This is a genomic window from Prevotella sp. E15-22 (assembly GCF_023204875.1).
Taxonomy (GTDB): Bacteria; Bacteroidota; Bacteroidia; order Bacteroidales; family Bacteroidaceae; genus Prevotella.
Map to the genome: position 1 here is coordinate 2567007 of NZ_CP096247.1, position 19729 is coordinate 2586735.

Consider the following 19729-nt stretch of genomic DNA (forward strand, 5'->3'; position numbering starts at 1 on the left):
CGACGAAATCGGTGTTTTTTTCATCGTTCTTACACGTCGTGTACAATTTGTTATATTTATAACAACAAGTTGTTATGAAGTTTATATTGATTTGTTATGAGTATGTATAATTTGTTATGACAGTTTTGTGCAATAATATATACCTTTGCAGTCGGAACTTCTAAACCAAAAATATAGAGAAAGATGATCAAATTAAAACTCAGCCTCGTCATGCTCCTCCTATGCCTGTTTGCAGGAGGCATGAAGGCAAAAGATGAATTAAGCACTCTCCTTGTGTCAAATGGAACATATTCACAAGGAATGGTTCCCTTTCACGGCGCTGCTTTCGACAAAAACTCGAGAAGCCAATATGTAGTCCCCGCTACTGAACTGAAGAATATGGTAGGCGGTGGCATCCATTGTCTCATGTACTTTTGCACGAGCGATAATAGCGGCAAAATGCCAGGAGGCAAAGTCAAAATATATATGAAGGAGGTGAACTACACCGCCATGACTGAGTTCGAACCGGTTAGCGACAATGATTTGGTATTCTATGATTACCTGAAAGCAGATGAAACAGACCCAAATAGCTTGCTCATTACGTTCAACAAGCCCTACCTCTATAAAGGCGGCAACCTGCTGATTTGCTTTGAGAACACACCGACAACAGAGAATACAGTAAAAAAATTCTATGGTAAGAAGACGAATTACGTTACGGGTCTCAAGACAGATAATATAGGCCAAGAGCCCGGAGAAGCTCACTTCCTCCCCAAGACCGAATTCATATATTACCCCCCAACAACCGCCATCAGGGGCACATTTACCACCCCCGACATTGCTGCACTTGCCTGGTCAGGTCAAAGCGACAGCTATCAGTTGCGCTACGGCGAGATGTCGTTCTTCGAAGACTTCGAGAATGGCCTCGATGGCTGGCTGGTAGCCAGCCATGGCGATCATACAGATCTCACCGAGTGGCAGCCTGTCCCCAATACTGGTAATAACAACGGCTCTTATGAAGGTAAATATGGTGTCATTTCTAACAGCTACTGCAATGGTGTGGGCTATGACATAGACAACTGGCTCATTTCACCTAAGGTCAGATTAGGCGGTAAGCTGAAATACTGGGTGTTCTGCTCCAATAAGAAATGGCCAGATCATTATAGTGTTTACGTCTCCACCACCGCTAAATCACAAGAAGACACGTTGACGTTCCAGCTGTTAGCCTCACCCGGCGATCCCACCTCCACATGGACGGAGGTAAGCATCGATCTGAGTGCATACGAGGGCAAGATGGGCTATATCGCCTTCCGCGACAAATGTAATAACCAGCTTAACATGGTCATCGACAATGTCGGCATCTATGGCTGCAAGTCGGAATGGCAGGTTGTGAATAATGCTACGAGCCCCTACTACATTGAAGGCTTGGAAAGTGATAAGTACTATTTGCTTGAGGTATACGGAATCTCGGGCACCACAGATGAAGACAAAAGAAAGACGAGCTGGACACAAGCCAAAGTGTTCACCGATGCCAACCCCACGCCCGATGATGTTGAAGTGGATAGGGGCATAAACGATGCCACTATCAAATGGACAGGCTACGGCGACTACTATGAGTTGGCATATAGAAAGTCTGCCAAAAAACACTACTTGCTTCAGAGCTTTGAGAAAGGATACGACGGATGGAAGCTCCAGAACTGCCACGCTAAAACCGGCGGAATCTCTCATCCTATAGCAGCTTGCGATGGTAATTCGGGCTTGGCCTTCTATACAATGCAAGCAAGTGGTCCTCAGTATCTCATCTCGCCCAGAATAGCCAGGGCAACCGCCGGCACCTATTTGTCGTTCTATTACAAGAACTATAACACAGGATACAGAGAGTCGTTCATGGTGGGCTATAGCTATACGACAGACGACATCGATGCCTTTAACTTCGGCGAGACGAAATCTACCATTGAAAACAAGTGGATTCATTTTGAAGAGGAAATCCCTGTAGGCACCAAGTATATCTGCATCAAATGTACATCCAGCGATAAAAATTACCTTTTCATGGATCTCTTCGAGGTCTATAAGCCTCAGGAAGTAAGTGATTACATACCCATCGGTGGCATTACCTCACAATCGACAACCCTTACTGGGCTGGAACCCGGCACAGAATACGAATACGCTCTTAGAGCCCAAAAAGCCAAAGCCAAGAACAAAACTTCTGCCCTGACAGAGACCATGTCATTCATTACACAGGTACCACTGCAGCTGGCCAACAACGATGCTGCCTTGGCCCAGAAGAATATCGACATCATCGAAGAGAACTATAATCAGAGTGCAGAGGTGACGCTAACCGACCGCACGTTGACAAAGAACGGCGACTGGAACACACTGTGTCTACCCTTCTCCCTGTCGGCCGAGCAGATTGCTGCCAGCGACCTAGCTGGAGCCACTATCAAAGAACTGGATAACTCAGACAGCGGCACAAACCTCGATGATGAGGGACTTCTCACCTTGAAGTTCAATAACGCAACCAGTATCATGGCGGGCAAGCCATATCTCATCAAATGGGAAACCACTGGCGAAAATATCGTAAATCCTGTGTTCACAGGTGTCACCATCACCAGTACCATGCCGACAGCCATCGTGAGCAACGACCAAAAGGTGACCTTCGTGGGTCAGTACTCACCCTTTGAGATTGTAGAGAGTGGTGCCACGGGCGACAACCAAGGCAACAAGAACGAGATTATCCTGCTGTCAACAGGCAATAAACTGGGCTACTCGAAGAACCCACGCACCATTGCCAACGGCAAAGCACTGAAGTGTTTCCGTTGCCACTTCCAGGTAGCGACAGACGACGGTCAAAAGGCACGCAGCTTCGTGCTCAACCTCGACGAAAGCGAAGAATTTACGGGCATCCTGACGATAGAAAACGAAAGCAGTCAGAAGGAAGAAATCTGGTTCACCCTCGACGGTCGTAAACTCGACAAGATGCCCGTAAAGAAGGGCCTCTATATATCTAATAAAGGTAAAAAAGTAAAAAGGTAAAATCCTATTGCTTTATACCCTTTCAGCAATCATTGCTGCCTGATATATTCTGTTACCCATGCCGATACCATCGCGCATGTTACCAGCAAGGATTAACCCAGGGAACTGCTGCTCGATATACGATATAGCCTCTAAACGTGCACCACTGTCCATGCCATACTGCGGAATGGCTCGCTTATGGCGGAAGATGCGTATCATATCGGGCTCGCGTTCCTTGGGGTACTTCAGCATAGAATGGAAAGCCTCTATCACCACCTCGCGAATCTCGGCATCGCTCATCTGCAGATAGTCGGCATGACGGGCGCCTCCCATGAAATAAGAATAGAGTGCTCCACCATCAGGAGCCCTTTGCACGAAGCACTCCGACGGGAACAGGATACCCAGCAAAGGCTTTTCTTCCTTACTAGGCACCAATCCGCCGAAGGCCGGATAGCTCAGTCCCTTGGTATCACGAATGCCCACACACACTTGGATAACAGGCGCATAGTAAAGACTACTGACAGGCAGTATCAATCCCTTTGGTACGAAGGGCAACAGTTCGGGCAATGCGTAAGCGCCGACGGTAGTAATCACATGACGGCAGAAGATCACCTCTGCACCGCCATGATAACTCACACGCCACGTCTTATTACCGTTAGGCATCACCATGATATCAGGAACGCCAGTCACGATATCAAGCCCCTGTGCCAATGCCTCGGCCATCTTTTGTAGTCCGCCAACGGCAGAGAATACCTTTTTCGTTGCCAATTTGTCGCGCTCACTTTTCGGCTCTTTTCGTTTGGCCAAGGCCCCACGCACGAAACTGCCATAGTTGGCCTCCAGATTATAAAGCTTCGGCAATGCGAATCGCGTTGTTAGTTTCATAGGATCACCAGCATACACCCCCGATACAAACGGGTCTACGGCATACTCAAAAAACGATCTGCCCAGTCGGCGACAAGCCAGTGCGCCAACCGACTCATTAGGATCATCCCCTTTCTTCCGCCATGGCTCACCAAGAATACGAAACTTATCCTTCAGCGTGAACAAAGGCGTGGAGATCGCTTGTATTAATCCCGATGGCAAGGCATGAAAACGATCGTCTTTCCATATCAGTCGGCGCTTTGACGATTCACGCGCCACCTCCATCTGGCACCTACCCTCCAGGTTGCGAAACATCTCGGCCACCTCGGGGAAAGAAACGACGCCCGTATTAGGTCCACTCTCAAAAGTAAAACCGTCCTCTGTATAGGTACGGATTTGTCCGCCAATGCGGTCCTTCTTCTCCAGCACCAGGACATCACGTCCCTTTCTCTTCAGGTTAAATGCTGTGGCGAGTCCCGTCAGTCCAGCACCAATAACAACAATATCGCGATTTTGTTCCATCTTAGAATTCATAAATCAATGAAGTGCCGAACGTAAGAGGACGCCCCTGCTGTCCATAGCCCGTGTTCGTTTTGAAATAGTAGGTCAGATAATCGGTATTGGTCAGGTTCTTACCCCATGCTTCCCAGGTCAGTCTGCCAGATGTCACACTAACCTTAGCATCCAGCAGTGTATAGAAAGGTTGGTATACGGCATTGTCCTCATTCCAATAAATCTTCCCCATACCATTCACACCTGCACTCAGCACAATGCGGTTGATAGCCGAGCAACAAGGATGAATGGTGTAGGCACCTCTGAACGAGAGCGTCTCACGAGGCACAAACGGCAACATATTTCCTGTGTAGCTCACGGTAGCACTTTTCTCATAGTCCAGGAAGCGAGCATAAGTATAGCCATAACTCAGGCGCAGTGTGAGTGGCTGAACAGGACGGGCTGTGAGTCCCAGTTCAACACCCTTACTGTCCGAATGACCAGCATTACGGGTGATATTACCTACGCCCACCACGGTCTGTGCAATCTGCTGATGGCGCCAGTCCACATAGAACAAAGTCAGGTCGGCCTGCAGGGTATGGTCAAGCATTGAGCCTTTGAAGCCCACCTCATAGTTCCAGTTATATTCTGGATCAAAAGTGCGCTCGTCGTCCGATGTAAAAGCAGAGTTAAAGCCACCCGTCTTATAGCCTCTTGCCACCGAGGCATAAACCATCTCATCGTCATTGAACAGATATTCAAGTGCAAACTTGGGGGTCAACTGCGTGAAGTTCAGTCTGCTCTCGTAAGAATCAATGGGAGTACCCAAGGTCCTGTCGAATGCCGAAGCAGTCTTGTAGGCTTCGTAATTCTCCTTGGCGTGCTCATAGTCGAAGCGCAAACCGAGTTTGACGTTCAGTCCGCCAATGATGCGTAGTGACGACTGATGATAAACAGACAATCCCCTTGTAGGACTATCATATAGATTAGGCATACAGTAGTTCTTAGGAATGTAATGAATATAAGTAGACTTCTTATAGCTATCACTAAAGAAGAAAGCGCCCACCATCCATTGGTAACAACCACTGGTCTTCGACTTCAACGTCAGTTCCTCACTAAAGATGTTCTGACGAACACGCTGATTAACCCAGTTCAGGTCGTTCGGCATGAAGTCCTGGTCAATACCCTGATTGTCGTCGATATACTGATAGGCCGTCTGACTGTTAAAGCTAAACTTCTGGCCTTCATAACGTGCATTGAATCCAGCCGTGGTCAACTGACGCAGATAAGAGCTATAACGGTTATAATTGATATCGCCCGTTTTTCTCGTCTCCGGATTGTATGTAGCATAGGGATAACCACCCTGATCACTATTCCTGTAACTCAAGTCGGCAATCAACGTCCAATGTTCAGCAGGTTTCCAGAATACACGTCCACGCAGAAAACCCTCGTTGAACTTATCCACCTTACTGTCATCATACGCATTACGGAAGAATCCATCGTTATGATGATAACTGCCGTTAACAGCAAAAGCCAGCTTTTCATTCAACTTATTATAATGACTGGCATTCACAACTATATCATTATAACTGCCATAACCTACTTTCACACGTGTGCCCTGATAGTCGAATGGTGAACGGGTATAGGCATTGATAATACCACCGATGCAATTACGACCATAGAGTGTACCTTGCGGACCACGAAGCACTTCCAGTGAACTTACATCAAACAGATCATCATCAAATGCTGAGCGCTCCATGTGAGGTACACCATCTACATAGAAGCCCACCGTAGGACCATTTGTCTTGGCCCCCACACCACGTACGAAAACGGGGGAGTTCTGACGCGTGCCATACTCAGGGATAAAGAAGTTGGGCACTACATAACCCAGATCCTTAATACTGGTCATCTCTGCCTGACGGATATTAGCTGCCGAAAGAGAAGTAACAGACAAAGCCTCTTTGGCTGGTGCATCCTGTTTAAAACCTACAACCGTAACCTCATCAACATTCATATGGCGAGCCACGGAAGTATCGGCCAACTCTACAGTACCGTCTGCGAATGCGCATACGGGCAACATCAATAAATACAAAAATTGAGATTTCATATATGTTTAGATATTTGTGTAATTATCGAGTGCAAAATTACAAATAACTAAACAAAACAGCAATCCCTATTTATATGGATTTTTTCTTACTTGTTAAAGAAATATGCCCGATACAGTCATTATATTAGTACTGGAAGAAAAGTACAAACACAAAAAAGACCCTGACTCATTTCTGAATCAGGGTCGTGCTATAAAAGATGGCGGCCTCCTACTCTCCCGCATTGCATTGCAGTACCATCGGCGCAAGCGGGCTTAACTTCTCTGTTCGGAATGGGAAGAGGTGGGACCCCGCCGCAATAACCACCTGAATATCTCTGGACTGGGATTGCCTAGGACTGCCTAGGAAAAGCCTATCCGTATAAGGTTGGCATATCAACACAAGAACTGTAGCAACTACCTATTTCAACCAAACCGCTCACAGTTGAAAATATGCGCTTCACAGCGAAAGATCTCGGGCAATTAGTACAGCTCGGCTTTGGCGTCACCGTCTTTACACCTGCTGCCTATCAACGTGGTAGTCTACCACGACCCTCAATGGAGCCCTCATCTTGTGGCCGGCTTCGCACTTAGATGCTTTCAGCGCTTATCCGATCCCGACGCGGATACCCGGCGGTGCACCTGGCGGTACAACCGGTAAACCGGAGGTCAGTCAAACACGGTCCTCTCGTACTAGTGTCCGATCCACTCAAGACTCCTACGCCCACGATAGATAGAGACCGAACTGTCTCACGACGTTCTGAACCCAGCTCGCGTGCCACTTTAATGGGCGAACAGCCCAACCCTTGGGACCTTCTCCAGCCCCAGGATGTGACGAGCCGACATCGAGGTGCCAAACCACCCCGTCGATATGAGCTCTTGGGGGGGATCAGCCTGTTATCCCCGGAGTACCTTTTATCCTTTGAGCGATGCAGTTTCCATACACTTGCACCGGATCACTAAGCCCAACTTTCGTTCCTGCTCGGGATGTCTCCCTCCCAGTCAAGCGCCCTTATGCCTTTACACTCTATAAGGCCGGTTACCAATCGGCCCGAGGGCACCTTTGGAAGCCTCCGTTACGCTTTTGGAGGCGACCACCCCAGTCAAACTACCCACCAAACAGTGTCCTTGTATCCACAAGTTAGACCTCAGGCAGCAGAAGGGCCGTATTTCAACGGCGGCTCCATGAACGCTGGCGCGCCCACTTCATAGCCTCCGGCCTATCCTACACATCCGATGACCAAGGTCAGTGCTAAGCTGTAGTAAAGGTTCACGGGGTCTTTTCGTCCCATCGCGGGTAATCGGCATCTTCACCGATACTACAATTTCACTGAGCTCGTGGCCGAGACAGCGTCCGGATCATTACACCATTCGTGCAGGTCGGAACTTACCCGACAAGGAATTTCGCTACCTTAGGACCGTTATAGTTACGGCCGCCGTTTACTGGGGCTTCAATTCAATGCTTCATCCGAAGACTGACATCTCCTCTTAACCTTCCAGCACCGGGCAGGTGTCAGGCTGTATACCTCATCTTTCGAGTTTGCACAGCCCTGTGTTTTTGTTAAACAGTTGCCTGGACCTATTCTCTGCGCCTCGCCGAAACGAGGACCCTTTATCCCGAAGTTACAGGGTCAGTTTGCCTAGTTCCTTAGCCACGAATCTCTCAACGCCTTAGTATATTCTACCCGACTACGTGTGTCCGTTTGCGGTACGGGTACCACACGGGTTAAGCTTAGCGGTTTTTCTCGGGAGTCTGATTACCTGCACTATTGGATTCTCCCGAAGGAGACTCCATACTCTCACGTTCGGCTCGGAGTGTGGATTTGCCTGCACTCCTCAACACCTACACGCTTCAACGCGCTATTCCGTCAGCACGCGGCAGTGTCACTGCTCCGTCACCACGTCGCCCCGTATGGTAGTCACGGAATATTAACCGTGTCAGCCATCGCTCTCGCCCTTCGGCTTAAACTTAGGACCCGACTCACCCCGGGGTGATTGACATCGCCCGGGAAACCTTAGTCTTATGGCGGGGGTGAATCTCACACCCCTTATCGTTACTTATACCTACATTTGCTTTTCCATAAGCTCCAGTGAACGTCGTCGTTCACCTTCGGCGCCGATGGAATGCTCCCCTACCGATACTTTTTAATGCTATCCCGCGCCTTCGGTACCTGCCTTATACCCGATTATTATCCATGCCCGGCCTCTCGACTAGTGAGCTGTTACGCACTCTTTGAATGAATGGCTGCTTCCAAGCCAACATCCTAGCTGTCATCGAGGCCAGACTTCGTTAGACTAACTCAGACAGGATTCCGGGACCTTAGACGGCGGTCTGGATTCTTCTCCTCTCGGGGACGGACCTTAGCACCCGCCCCCTTACTGCCGGACTGCAGACCGTGAGCATTCGGAGTTCGTCAGGTCTCGATAGGCGGTGAAGCCCTCTTGACCTATCGGTCGCTCTACCTCTCACGGTGACCATCCGACGCGGCACCTAAATGCCTTTCGGGGAGTACGAGCTATCTCCGAGTTTGATTGGCCTTTCACTCCTACACACACCTCATCCGGAAGCTTTTCAACGCTTATCGGTGCGGACCTCCATCCCGTGTTACCGGGACTTCATCCTGGACATGTGTAGATCACTCGGTTTCGCGTCTACCCCATCCAACTAAACGGCCTGTTCAGCCTCGCTTTCACTGCGGTTGCGTTCCATAAGAACTTAACCTCGCTGGACATGGTAACTCGTAGGTTCATTATGCAAAAGGCACGCCGTCACTAGATAAACTAGCTCCGACCGCTTGTAGGCGACTGGTTTCAGGTACTATTTCACTCCCCTCATAGGGGTGCTTTTCACCTTTCCCTCACGGTACTCGTTCGCTATCGGTCTCTCGGGAGTATTTAGCCTTACCGGATGGTCCCGGCAGATTCGCGCAGAATTCCTCGTGCTCCGCGTTACTCAGGATACCACTAGGCCCCCTCTGACTTCGCGTACTGGACTATCACCAACTATGGTCGGACTTTCCAGACCGTTCTGCTCGTCATCAGGATACCACGACGTGGTCCTACTACCCCGTATATGCATTGCTACATATGCGGTTTGGGCTCTTCCCCGTTCGCTCGCCACTACTAGGGGAATCATTGTTTATTTTCTCTTCCTGGGGGTACTAAGATGTTTCAGTTCCCCCCGTTTGCCTCATTACCTTTGTAATGATAACCGGCCTTCAGCCGGCTGGGTTGTCCCATTCGGAAATCCCTGGATCAATGGTCATTTGCACCTACCCAAGGCTTATCGCAGCTTATCACGTCCTTCATCGCCTCCGAGAGCCAAGGCATCCACCAGACGCCCTAACTTTCTTTCGCCTACCTCATTCCCGACTTGCGTCGGAAAGAGATGCTCATACTTTCAGCTGTAATTTTGAGATTTATTAATCTACTCAGTTTGACTCTTATAAGTCTTTACTTACAGTCTTGTGTGTCAATATGTCAAAGATCTCTTAACCTAATCGATTACTCTTTCGGTTCTAGTGGAGAATAACGGATTCGAACCGTTGACCCCCTGCTTGCAAAGCAGGTGCTCTAGCCAACTGAGCTAATCCCCCAGGGGAGATAAGTAGAGTGTAGTCCCAGGCAGACTTGAACTGCCGACCTCCACATTATCAGTGTGGCGCTCTAACCAACTGAGCTATAGGACTCTGTCGTCGGTCAGAGGGGGTGCCTCTGCCCAGCCTCATACATTCTCTTATATTATAAACAGTGCGTAGTAAAGAAGCTAGGGTTGAATCAAACCTCTTCTTTTTTGCTTCCGACTGACTTAGTGTCTGTCGTGATAGTCATCCTCTCCAGAAAGGAGGTGTTCCAGCCGCACCTTCCGGTACGGCTACCTTGTTACGACTTAGCCCCAATTACCAGTTTCGCTCTAGGCCGATCCTTGCGGTCACGGACTTCAAGCGCCCCCGGCTTTCATGGCTTGACGGGCGGTGTGTACAAGGCCCGGGAACGTATTCACCGCGCCATGGCTGATGCGCGATTACTAGCGAATCCAGCTTCATGGGGTCGGGTTGCAGACCCCAATCCGAACTGAGGATGGCTTTCTTGATTAGAATGTATTTGCATACACCCGACTCTCTGTACCACCCATTGTAACACGTGTGTAGCCCCGGACGTAAGGGCCGTGCTGATTTGACGTCATCCCCACCTTCCTCACACCTTACGGTGGCAGTATCACCAGAGTGCCCAGCATTACCTGATGGCAACTAATGAAAAGGGTTGCGCTCGTTATGGCACTTAAGCCGACACCTCACGGCACGAGCTGACGACAACCATGCAGCACCTCCACAGCAGCCCCGAAGGGAGTCACTATCTCTAGATCCGTCTGCTGCAGTTCAAGCCCGGGTAAGGTTCCTCGCGTATCATCGAATTAAACCACATGTTCCTCCGCTTGTGCGGGCCCCCGTCAATTCCTTTGAGTTTCACCGTTGCCGGCGTACTCCCCAGGTGGGATGCTTAACGCTTTCGCTTGGCCGCTGACATTGTATCGCCAACAGCGGGCATCCATCGTTTACCGTGCGGACTACCAGGGTATCTAATCCTGTTCGATACCCGCACCTTCGAGCCTTAGCGTCAGTAATGCCCTGGAAGGCTGCCTTCGCAATCGGAGTTCTTCGTGATATCTAAGCATTTCACCGCTACACCACGAATTCCGCCTTCCTCGTGCACACTCAAGCCCGCCAGTTCGCGACGCACTTCCACGGTTGAGCCGCGGCATTTCACGTCACGCTTAACAGGCAGCCTGCGCTCCCTTTAAACCCAATAAATCCGGATAACGCCCGGACCTTCCGTATTACCGCGGCTGCTGGCACGGAATTAGCCGGTCCTTATTCTCATGGTACATACAAACGGGGACACGTCCCCGACTTTATTCCCATGCAAAAGCAGTTTACAACCCATAGGGCCGTCATCCTGCACGCTACTTGGCTGGTTCAGGCTCTCGCCCATTGACCAATATTCCTCACTGCTGCCTCCCGTAGGAGTTTGGTCCGTGTCTCAGTACCAATGTGGGGGACCTTCCTCTCAGAACCCCTACTGATCGTAGGCTTGGTGGGCCGTTACCCCGCCAACAACCTAATCAGACGCATCCCCATCCCTTAGCGATAAATCTTTAATCCACTTCAGATGTCCTCAACGGATAACATAGGGTATTAATCCGACTTTCGCCGGGCTATGCCCTACTAAGGGGAAGGTTGGATACGCGTTACTCACCCGTGCGCCGGTCGCCATCAATCAAAGCAAGCTTCGATTATGCTGCCCCTCGACTTGCATGTGTTAAGCCTGTAGCTAGCGTTCATCCTGAGCCAGGATCAAACTCTTCATTGTAAATTTGTATCTCTTGACATCATCAAAACAACAAAAGTCGAATTAACGTGTCATATAATCTGTACTCAGAATGACTATCCAGTATTCAAGAATTAAACGGTTTGTTTCAATTACCCAAGCACCTAAAAAATTAAGTGCTCGCTTCTTGTACTACTTCTGTCTATGTAAATCTTTCAAAGAACTCTTTCTTTATCAGTGTCTCAGGGGTTGCTCCCTGAAAGCGGATGCAAAGGTACGACTATTTTCCGAACTACCAAAACTTTTCCAAGAAAAATTTCAAAAATACATGCATTTTTTATTCGGTCTTGATTTAAATCAAAACTATTTTCTTCACACACCATTATATATAATATATAAAGGGCGAAAAAACGTGCGTCTCGGATTTTTCTGATCCGCCCCATTTTTTTATCCGGGAGCACCGTTTTTGAAACAAAATTTCTATAACCGGCTATAAATAGGGCTGGATTTTTCTAAATGTACAAGAATATATATCATTTTGGCATAAGTTTTAACAATAGCGCCTCTGAGATTTAAAAATTCTGAGCCAGAAATTTTTTCTGTGCGTACAGGCGAATTATGAGCATGTTCGTAAATCATTGAAAATGAGAGGCTTACGAAAATAGCTCGAAAAGTGTAAAGATTTAGAAAGCGTTCGAATATTCGTTTAGGGTGTAACGGAGCCTGAGTTACACTGCAACTCAGCCTGTTTTGCATGGTAAAACAGCCTCCGTTGCATCGTAAAACAGCCTCCGTTGCAACCTAAAATCGATGGGGGTCCTCCGAAAGGTCGTTTTTGACCCTTTTTTCCGTTCTAGTTTGCATTTTTTCAGAGACCTGTTTTTTAGCAGTTTTTCTTGACATTCAAATTGAAAGCAACAAAGCAACGCAACAAAAAAGTTCGAAAAACGAAAAAAAATGAAACATTTCTTTGTCAATATAAAATAAATGTGTATCTTTGCCACCCAATTACCGATGATTATTCATTAAACCTATTTTTTTATATTCACTTAATTATTAACTAACTAAAAACATTTTGAAAATGAAAGTATTTACAAAGTGGTTTTTTACGTTTGCATTGCTTTGCATTGCAGGCGTGATGAATGCTGCAGAGTATGAAATCGATCAAAAGTTTACAAGCGTAGCTGCGCTTGAGGGACAATTGTTCTCGATTGTCAACGAGACAGACGGAAAGGCTATCTACAACAAAGATGCCCAGAATCTGGCTTATGACACCTACTCTGAAGCCTTAACGGGTGCCTCCTATTTGTGGAAGATCCACAGTTTGGCAGGAGAAGCAGACCCCGAAGTTCAGTCATGCTACACCATTGAGGCTGTAAAAGCCGATGGAAGCAGCATCTCTATTTGGGGCAACAGAACGCCCTTACTTCTGAACTCAGGTGCAGAAGGTGGTTTCAATGGTTGTTTCGTCCTTGACAACGGTACACAGTATGGAACAGATGTACAATATGGTGGCATCTGGGAAATCGAATTTACCGAGGGCAAGGGTTTCGCATTGAAGAACAAGGCACGTGGCGGATATTTCGCTGGTATCAATCCTGCTCCTACTGGTGCAGAGCCCATCTATTGGACATTTGGCACACTAAAGGAGAAGGCTAACACAGAAGACGTTCTACCTATCGACATCCAGTTCGGTCCTGACTACAATAGCACAAAAGTTAGTGGATATGACAAGACTTGGACTGCCACAAAAGATGGAAAGACATGGACCATCACCAACTTCAACAACAATAATAATGGTTGGGATTTCATCAAATGTGGTCGCAAGAATGCTGAAAGTGTAGCATCTATCGCATCTCCTGCCATCAATGCTGTAGTAACCAATTATGTCATTACACTTGATAAGGTAGCAAATGTTACTTCTGCCACTCTTACCATTCAAGGTGAGAACACAGAAGGTGAAGTAATTGATATCACAGACAAATTTGTTGCCGGCGATGTCAACATTCCTGTAGTTGGAGCAAATGGCTCTACATATACTCTTACCATCAACAATGCAAGTGCATCTGGCAACGGTTCTGTACAGATTAGCAAAATTACTCTTTATGGACAAGGTCAATATGTTGGCCCAGTACACATTGAAAACACAGCTGAAACAGCCTACACCGTTGCTGAAGCTGTTGCCCTGATTGAAGCTGGTGATGCCCTGAACGAGACTGTTTTCGTTAAGGGTATTGTTTCTAAGGTTGACAATTTCAACGATCAATACAAGAGCATTACTTACTGGATTTCTGCCGACGGAAGCACTGAAGGACAGCAGTTCGAGTGCTATAGCGGTAAAGGACTTGAAGGTGCCGACTTTACTTCAGTTGACGACGTAGAGGTTGGCGCAGAGGTCATCGTAAAGGGTACAATGAAGAAATTCGTTCCTGAAGAGGGCGATCCTATCTACGAATTTAACTACAACAACGAGCTTGTTTCTTACAAAGCTCCCGTTAAGCCTTTGTTCGCTGACGGTAAATACTACATCTTTAATAAGGGTGCTCAGAAGTATTTGGCAGCTGGTGCCGCTTGGGGTACACACGCTGCATTGACTGCAGAAGGTTTGGATTATACTATTGCATTTGCTGACGGCAAATACACTCTTGACTCACAAGTTTCAAATGGTGGTGCTAACAACTTCCTGAATGGTTCTGCTGACGACGGTCCTTGGAACGACGGTCCTGCTTTTGGTTGGACTATCGAAGAAATTTCTGAAGGTGTTTATTCGATTAACAATGGAACTAAGTTCATCGCTGCTGGCGAGAACAATAATGTAACATTCGCTAATGACGCAACTGCAGAGACCGCTCAGTGGACTCTGATTTCTGCAGCAGACCGCGATGCTGCCAACCTGGCTTCACTTCAGGCTGCTACCGCAGAGAATGGCGTTGATGCTACTTTCTTTATTAAGGGTGCAAACTTCAATCGTAACGACCTGCGCAACAGTGCATGGACACACACAAGAAGCGGTGGTAACGAGACCTTTGCAGGTCCTGATAATGAGAACCGCACGACCTACGGTTGTGAGTACTGGAACAACACATTTGAAGTTAGTCAGACAATAACAAACCTGCCTGAGGGTATCTATGAATTCTCAATTGCTGGATATGGCACAAATGGAACAACAAAGATCTATGCCAACGACACTGAGGCAGCCTTCGTAAATACCACAAGTGCTGCTAACTTCAAAGCTGCTCTTGACGAAATTGCCACTGGCGCTTACACAGGTAACACAACTGGTAAGGTTATCCTTCTGGAAGGCAACGCACTGAAGATCGGCGTAAAGCGTACTGTAAATAGTGCAGCCGACTGGACTGTATTCGACAATGCTCGTCTGACCTATTGGGGTGCTATTCCTGCCGAGGCTTTCAAGCCTGCTTACGAGGAAGCACTGGCTGCTGCTAAGGCAGCTCTTGCCGATGAAGCATATGCTGTTGTAACTGGATCTGAGAAGACCGCTCTGAACAAGGCAATTGAGGACTATACCACTGTAGAAGAAACAGCAGAGGCCTACAAGGCTGCCATCACTGCTTTGAGCGAAGCAACTACTGCTTTCAAGGCTGCTAAGGCTGACTACGAAGCTCTGATCAATGCAAAAGAAAGCGTAAAGGCTATCGACTTCAGCTCATACCCCTATGCATCTGAAGCTAAGATTGCTGCTGCCGTTGCTGCTCTGAACGCAAACGCTACAAGCGCTGCTGACGCTAAGGAAAAGGCACAGACCTTGTTCAATAATGCACGTAAGGCTGTTGAATCTAACGCTCTGCTTGAAGGCACATACGGTGCTGTAGACTTCACCGCTGCAATTGCAGATGCCAACGCTGAGAAGAAAGAAGGTTGGACTGGTAACATTGGTACTAATAGCAACGAAGGCTACACCGATGGTGAGGGCGTAACATCTACTCTTTATCTGGATGGTGGTTGGTCATCAAGTGCAGGTGCCAACATTGACATCACTCGCGAAGTGAACATTCCTGCAGGTAAGTATATCCTGACAGCAACTGCTCGCGGTGCTGTTGACCTGACAGAATACACTATGACCATTGGTGGTCAGACCGTAAATCTGCCTCATATTGGTGCAGGCGTTAACGACGGCGTATTTGGACGTGGTTGGAACGATGCATTCGTAGTATTCGAGAAAGAGAACGACGAGCCTGTCACTCTGGAAATCAAGGCTATCTCTGAAGCTACTCAGCAGTGGATGTCTATCAACCGCTTCCGTCTGGCTCAGTTCGGCGTGGCTGGTGAGGATGCACCTGCTCCCGTTGCTCCTGAGGGTTGGACAAACCTGATTGAGAATGGTAACCTGGCTGGTGAGAGCGTTGTAAGCTTCTTCTCTAAGGAAGCAAACGGCGCAACCACCAACTCTACCATCGTTGCAATGGCCGGTAAGGACAATAGCCGCGGTATCGTGGTTAAGTCTGCCGACAATCCTTCACAGGCTTGGGATACTCAGTTCTGGATCAAGTTTAATGAGGCTCTGCCTATGGGATCTAAGCTGCACGTTGAGTTCGACTACGTAGCCAACAAGGCTGCTAAGGGTACAACTCAGGCTCATGGTAATCCTGGCGACTACCAGCACTGGGCAGGTATTGGTGACGTGAACTTCACCACTGAATGGCAGCACTTCTCTACCGACATCGAGGTTTCAGCCGATATGGCTACAGGTAATAATGGTAAGGGCTTGTTGAGCATTGCCTTCAACCTGGCTGAGGAGAAGACCGCTACTGTATATCGCTTCGACAACTTCGGCGTATGGGCACAGATTCCTGAGCCTGTTAAGGAGTGGAAGAACCTCATCGTTAACAGCGATATGGAAGGCGAGAGCATGGAGTGCTTCTACGTAACCGAGCAGGGTGTTGGCGGCCCATACGTAGCTGTTGCTACTGAGGGTATTGGTAAGGATGGCAGCAAGGCTGTGAAGGTACAGTCTGCCGACAGTCCTACTAACAACTGGGATACACAGTTCTTCATCCGTCTGCCTTATCAGTTGCCTGCTGGCACTCAGTATAAGGTATCGTTCGACTACAAGGCCGACAAGGCTGGTGACTTCGAGACTCAGTCACACGCTAATCCAGGTCAGTACATCCACTGGGCATGCTGCGGCGGCGGTAGCTTCACTACCGACTGGCAGACCTTCACCGCTGAGGGCGCTATTCCTTCAGAGTGTGACGGCACTCAGGCTGAGGGCGGATTCCTGAAGATCTTCCAGTCAATCGCATTCAACCTAGCTTTGAACAAGGCTGCTACTCAGTTCATCTTCGACAACGTGAAGTTTGAGGTTCCTGAGGATGTGGCTGCAACACTGACTCCTAATCCTGATCAGAACCCTGTTCCTTATCCTACTGGCATCCAGACCGTGAAGAGCGAGCAGAATGCTGAGGGTATCTTCAACCTGAATGGTCAGAAGGTGATGAAGACTCAGAAGGGTCTCTACATCATGAATGGCAAGAAGGTTGTGGTTAAGTAACAAATCACACTATCTATAAAAACGGCCCCCGTTGCTCCATGCAGCGGGGGCCATTTTCTCGTCACTATCTTGCAAGTTTAAAAAAATTGTACTATCTTTGCAGCCGATTAAACCAAGAACAAAAAAAATCATGAGGAAACTTCACCTTATTCTTTTATTGTTTGTCTGCCAGATAACGTTAGCAGGCAACATCACCGTAAACGAAGCCATGCAAAAAGCACAGGCCTTTTTAAGTAAGCAAACGGCAAGACCAACAAAAGGACTACGCCTGGCTACCCAGAACAACACTTTGACACCCAACGAGGTGAACGACCACTACTATGTGTTTAACGTAGGACAGCAGAACGGTTACGTTATTGTGAGCAGCGACGATCGTACACCTGCCATCCTAGGCTACGCCAACCAAGGCAACTTTGACTGCGAGCAGATGCCAGAGAACATGAAGGCTTGGCTGCAAAGCTATGCCGACCAGCTGGCTTATCTGGAATCGCACCCTGAGGCTGCCATAGTCACAGCGCAACTAGACGAGCACGAGGCTGTGGCTCCACTGCTTACCTCGACATGGAACCAAGGCGACCCCTACAACAGACTATGTCCTAAAGACAACAATAAGTACTGCGTGACTGGTTGCGTGGCCACCGCCATGGCACAGGTGCTCTACTATCACAAATATCCAGAGCAAACAAAAGATACCATCCCTGCCTATACAACCAGTACAAAAAAGATTAAGGTTAATGCCGTGCCCGTGACCACACTCGACTGGGCTCACATGCTTGACCACTACACTGGCAACGAGAGTAATGAAGAAATTAAGGCCGTGGCAACACTGATGAAAGTCTGCGGATCGGCAACTAAGATGGACTATACCAGCAGTTCAAGTGGAGCCTACACAAACACCATGAGCCAGATTCTCATGACCTATTTTGATTACGATGCAACAGCAAGCACTATTAATCGTGACGACTTCCGAGCTAACGCATGGAACAACACCATCTATGAGGAACTAGCAAATAACCGCCCCGTTTTTTATTCTGGACAATCTACTGGCGGTGGACACGCTTTCGTTATTGACGGCTACGACAAAGAAGGATTCTTCCATGTGAACTGGGGATGGGGTAGCTCTTGCGACGGCTACTTCCAGTTATCCATCCTCGACCCTCATGACAACAGCGGCATTGGCGCCAGCAGCAGTTCCGACGGATATAGTTTGAGCCAAGATGCCACGATTGGCATCAAGCCCAACGAAGGAACAGTGGTTGAACCAGAACATATCATGACAACCTCATCTATTCATGCCAAGAACAACAAGGTGACAAAAAGAAATGGCAAATTCGCCGTTAGCATCAACGCAGGCTTATGGAACCGTGTAAAAGAAGGATATAGTTTTGATTTTGGTGTAGGTGTTTACGACCTTGACAATGAGCTTGTGTATAGCCAGAAAACTGGATATACCACCCTCCATTATGGTTGGGGTTGGAACTCATTCGACATGAACGTAAACGTGCCGACCCTGCCCGATGGCGATTACGTGATAACACTTATCTCACGTGAGCAGGGCACAACCACATGGTATCAGAACAAAGCATCAGACATATATTATATCAGTGCAAACGTCAACGGCAGCACGCTCACCTTGCAGGATCCCACTGTCAGTCTGAGTGGAACAGCCGAAGTGATAGGCAAACACGAGATGGCCAACATCGAAGAAGTAAACTTCACCATCAAAAACGACGGCTCTTTCTTTAATAACATGGTCTTCCTGCGTGTGAATGATCAACTGAAAGGAGGACGTTATTTTGAGATAGAACCAAACATGACGGAAACCCTGAAGATGACTTTCGAGCCTGATTCGGTAGGTATGAACCACATAGAACTATGCCTAAGGAGCTATATGCAGGATGAGAATCAGAATTGGATCATTGTATACACGCCTTTCGTCTCTACAGATATCGAGATTGAAGCCGCCAAGCCTCACTCGTTGAAATTCAGCAATGGTAAGGTAACCAATGCAAGCTATGCTAAGACCATCAAAGACAGCACGGCGAAGATTCAGGTAGACATTAAAAACAACGGGGCGTATGACTATGACGACAACATCCGTGTTCACGTTTACAAATGGGCGGAAGACAATAAGTTCCACTGGCAGTTCCAGGTGGATGCGCCTGCATTCGTTGAAGCAGGCAGCACCAACACCGTCAACATGGAGGTGCCAGGACTGACAGATGGCAGATACTGGTTCTTAATCACCTATAAGAGTGAGGGCGTGTATCTCGACACGAACAGTGCCTACAGAGACCTATACAATTATACAGTAGAGGTGCCCGACACCCCCAACAGTATCATTGACATACAGACCGAACATGACCAGAACGTCATTTTCGACCTGAAGGGACAGAAGGTGACCAGTCCACGAAAAGGACTATATATCATAAACGGTAAAAAGGTTATCAAATAAACAAGAA

Annotated in this window: 5 protein-coding genes, 2 tRNA genes and 3 rRNA genes; 3 read left to right on the forward strand and 7 right to left on the reverse strand. The window is 48.0% G+C overall.

All coding sequences use genetic code 11. From position 1 onward, the window contains the following. Nucleotides 1-183: 183 nt before the first annotated feature. Nucleotides 184-3009: a choice-of-anchor J domain-containing protein gene (locus M1D30_RS10475; protein WP_248503758.1), complete on the forward strand. Its 2826-nt coding sequence runs from the start codon at nt 184-186 to the stop codon at nt 3007-3009. Nucleotides 3010-3021: 12 nt separating this feature from the next. On the opposite strand, the gene hemG is transcribed toward M1D30_RS10475, so the two are convergent. From hemG to M1D30_RS10510, 7 genes are all read right to left on the reverse strand, one after another. Further along, nucleotides 3022-4374, reverse strand: coding sequence for a protoporphyrinogen oxidase (gene hemG / locus M1D30_RS10480; protein WP_248503759.1), 1353 nt, complete (start codon nt 4372-4374; stop codon nt 3022-3024). A gap of 1 nt (nt 4375) precedes the next feature. After that, nucleotides 4376-6451 carry a TonB-dependent receptor gene (locus tag M1D30_RS10485; RefSeq protein WP_248503760.1) on the reverse strand — a complete coding sequence of 692 codons (2076 nt, stop codon included), beginning with the start codon at nt 6449-6451 and terminating at the stop codon, nt 4376-4378. A gap of 195 nt (nt 6452-6646) precedes the next feature. Beyond that, nucleotides 6647-6759 (reverse strand): 5S ribosomal RNA (gene rrf, locus M1D30_RS10490). A 131-nt stretch (nt 6760-6890) separates the two neighbouring features. Further along, nucleotides 6891-9784: ribosomal RNA gene (locus M1D30_RS10495) — 23S ribosomal RNA — on the reverse strand. Nucleotides 9785-9949: 165 nt separating this feature from the next. Next, nucleotides 9950-10023: transfer RNA gene (locus M1D30_RS10500), tRNA-Ala, on the reverse strand. Between the two features lie 19 nt (nt 10024-10042). Next, a tRNA-Ile gene (locus M1D30_RS10505) sits at nt 10043-10116 on the reverse strand. A gap of 151 nt (nt 10117-10267) precedes the next feature. Next, nucleotides 10268-11797 (reverse strand): 16S ribosomal RNA (locus tag M1D30_RS10510). The 16S, 23S and 5S rRNA genes sit together here with 2 tRNA genes alongside, the layout of an rRNA operon. A 1039-nt stretch (nt 11798-12836) precedes the next feature. Between M1D30_RS10510 and M1D30_RS10515 the strand changes: the two genes are divergently transcribed. Both M1D30_RS10515 and M1D30_RS10520 read left to right on the forward strand, forming a co-directional pair. Continuing rightward, the gene (locus M1D30_RS10515; protein ID WP_248503762.1) at nt 12837-17267 is read left to right on the forward strand and encodes a hypothetical protein; all 4431 of its coding nucleotides are present in this window, start codon (nt 12837-12839) and stop codon (nt 17265-17267) included. A gap of 130 nt (nt 17268-17397) precedes the next feature. Further along, on the forward strand, nt 17398-19722 hold the full coding sequence (locus M1D30_RS10520) for a C10 family peptidase (RefSeq protein ID WP_248503763.1): 2325 nt from the start codon (nt 17398-17400) through the stop codon (nt 19720-19722). The last annotated feature ends 7 nt before the right edge of the window (nt 19723-19729 follow it).

Bases quoted from the DNA above. Each gene is read 5' to 3' on its own strand.
- M1D30_RS10475 (WP_248503758.1), top strand. From the start codon at position 184: ATGATCAAATTAAAACTCAGCCTCGTCATGCTCCTCCTATGCCTGTTT.
- hemG (WP_248503759.1), bottom strand. From the start codon at position 4,374: ATGGAACAAAATCGCGATATTGTTGTTATTGGTGCTGGACTGACGGGA.
- M1D30_RS10485 (WP_248503760.1), bottom strand. From the start codon at position 6,451: ATGAAATCTCAATTTTTGTATTTATTGATGTTGCCCGTATGCGCATTC.
- M1D30_RS10515 (WP_248503762.1), top strand. From the start codon at position 12,837: ATGAAAGTATTTACAAAGTGGTTTTTTACGTTTGCATTGCTTTGCATT.
- M1D30_RS10520 (WP_248503763.1), top strand. From the start codon at position 17,398: ATGAGGAAACTTCACCTTATTCTTTTATTGTTTGTCTGCCAGATAACG.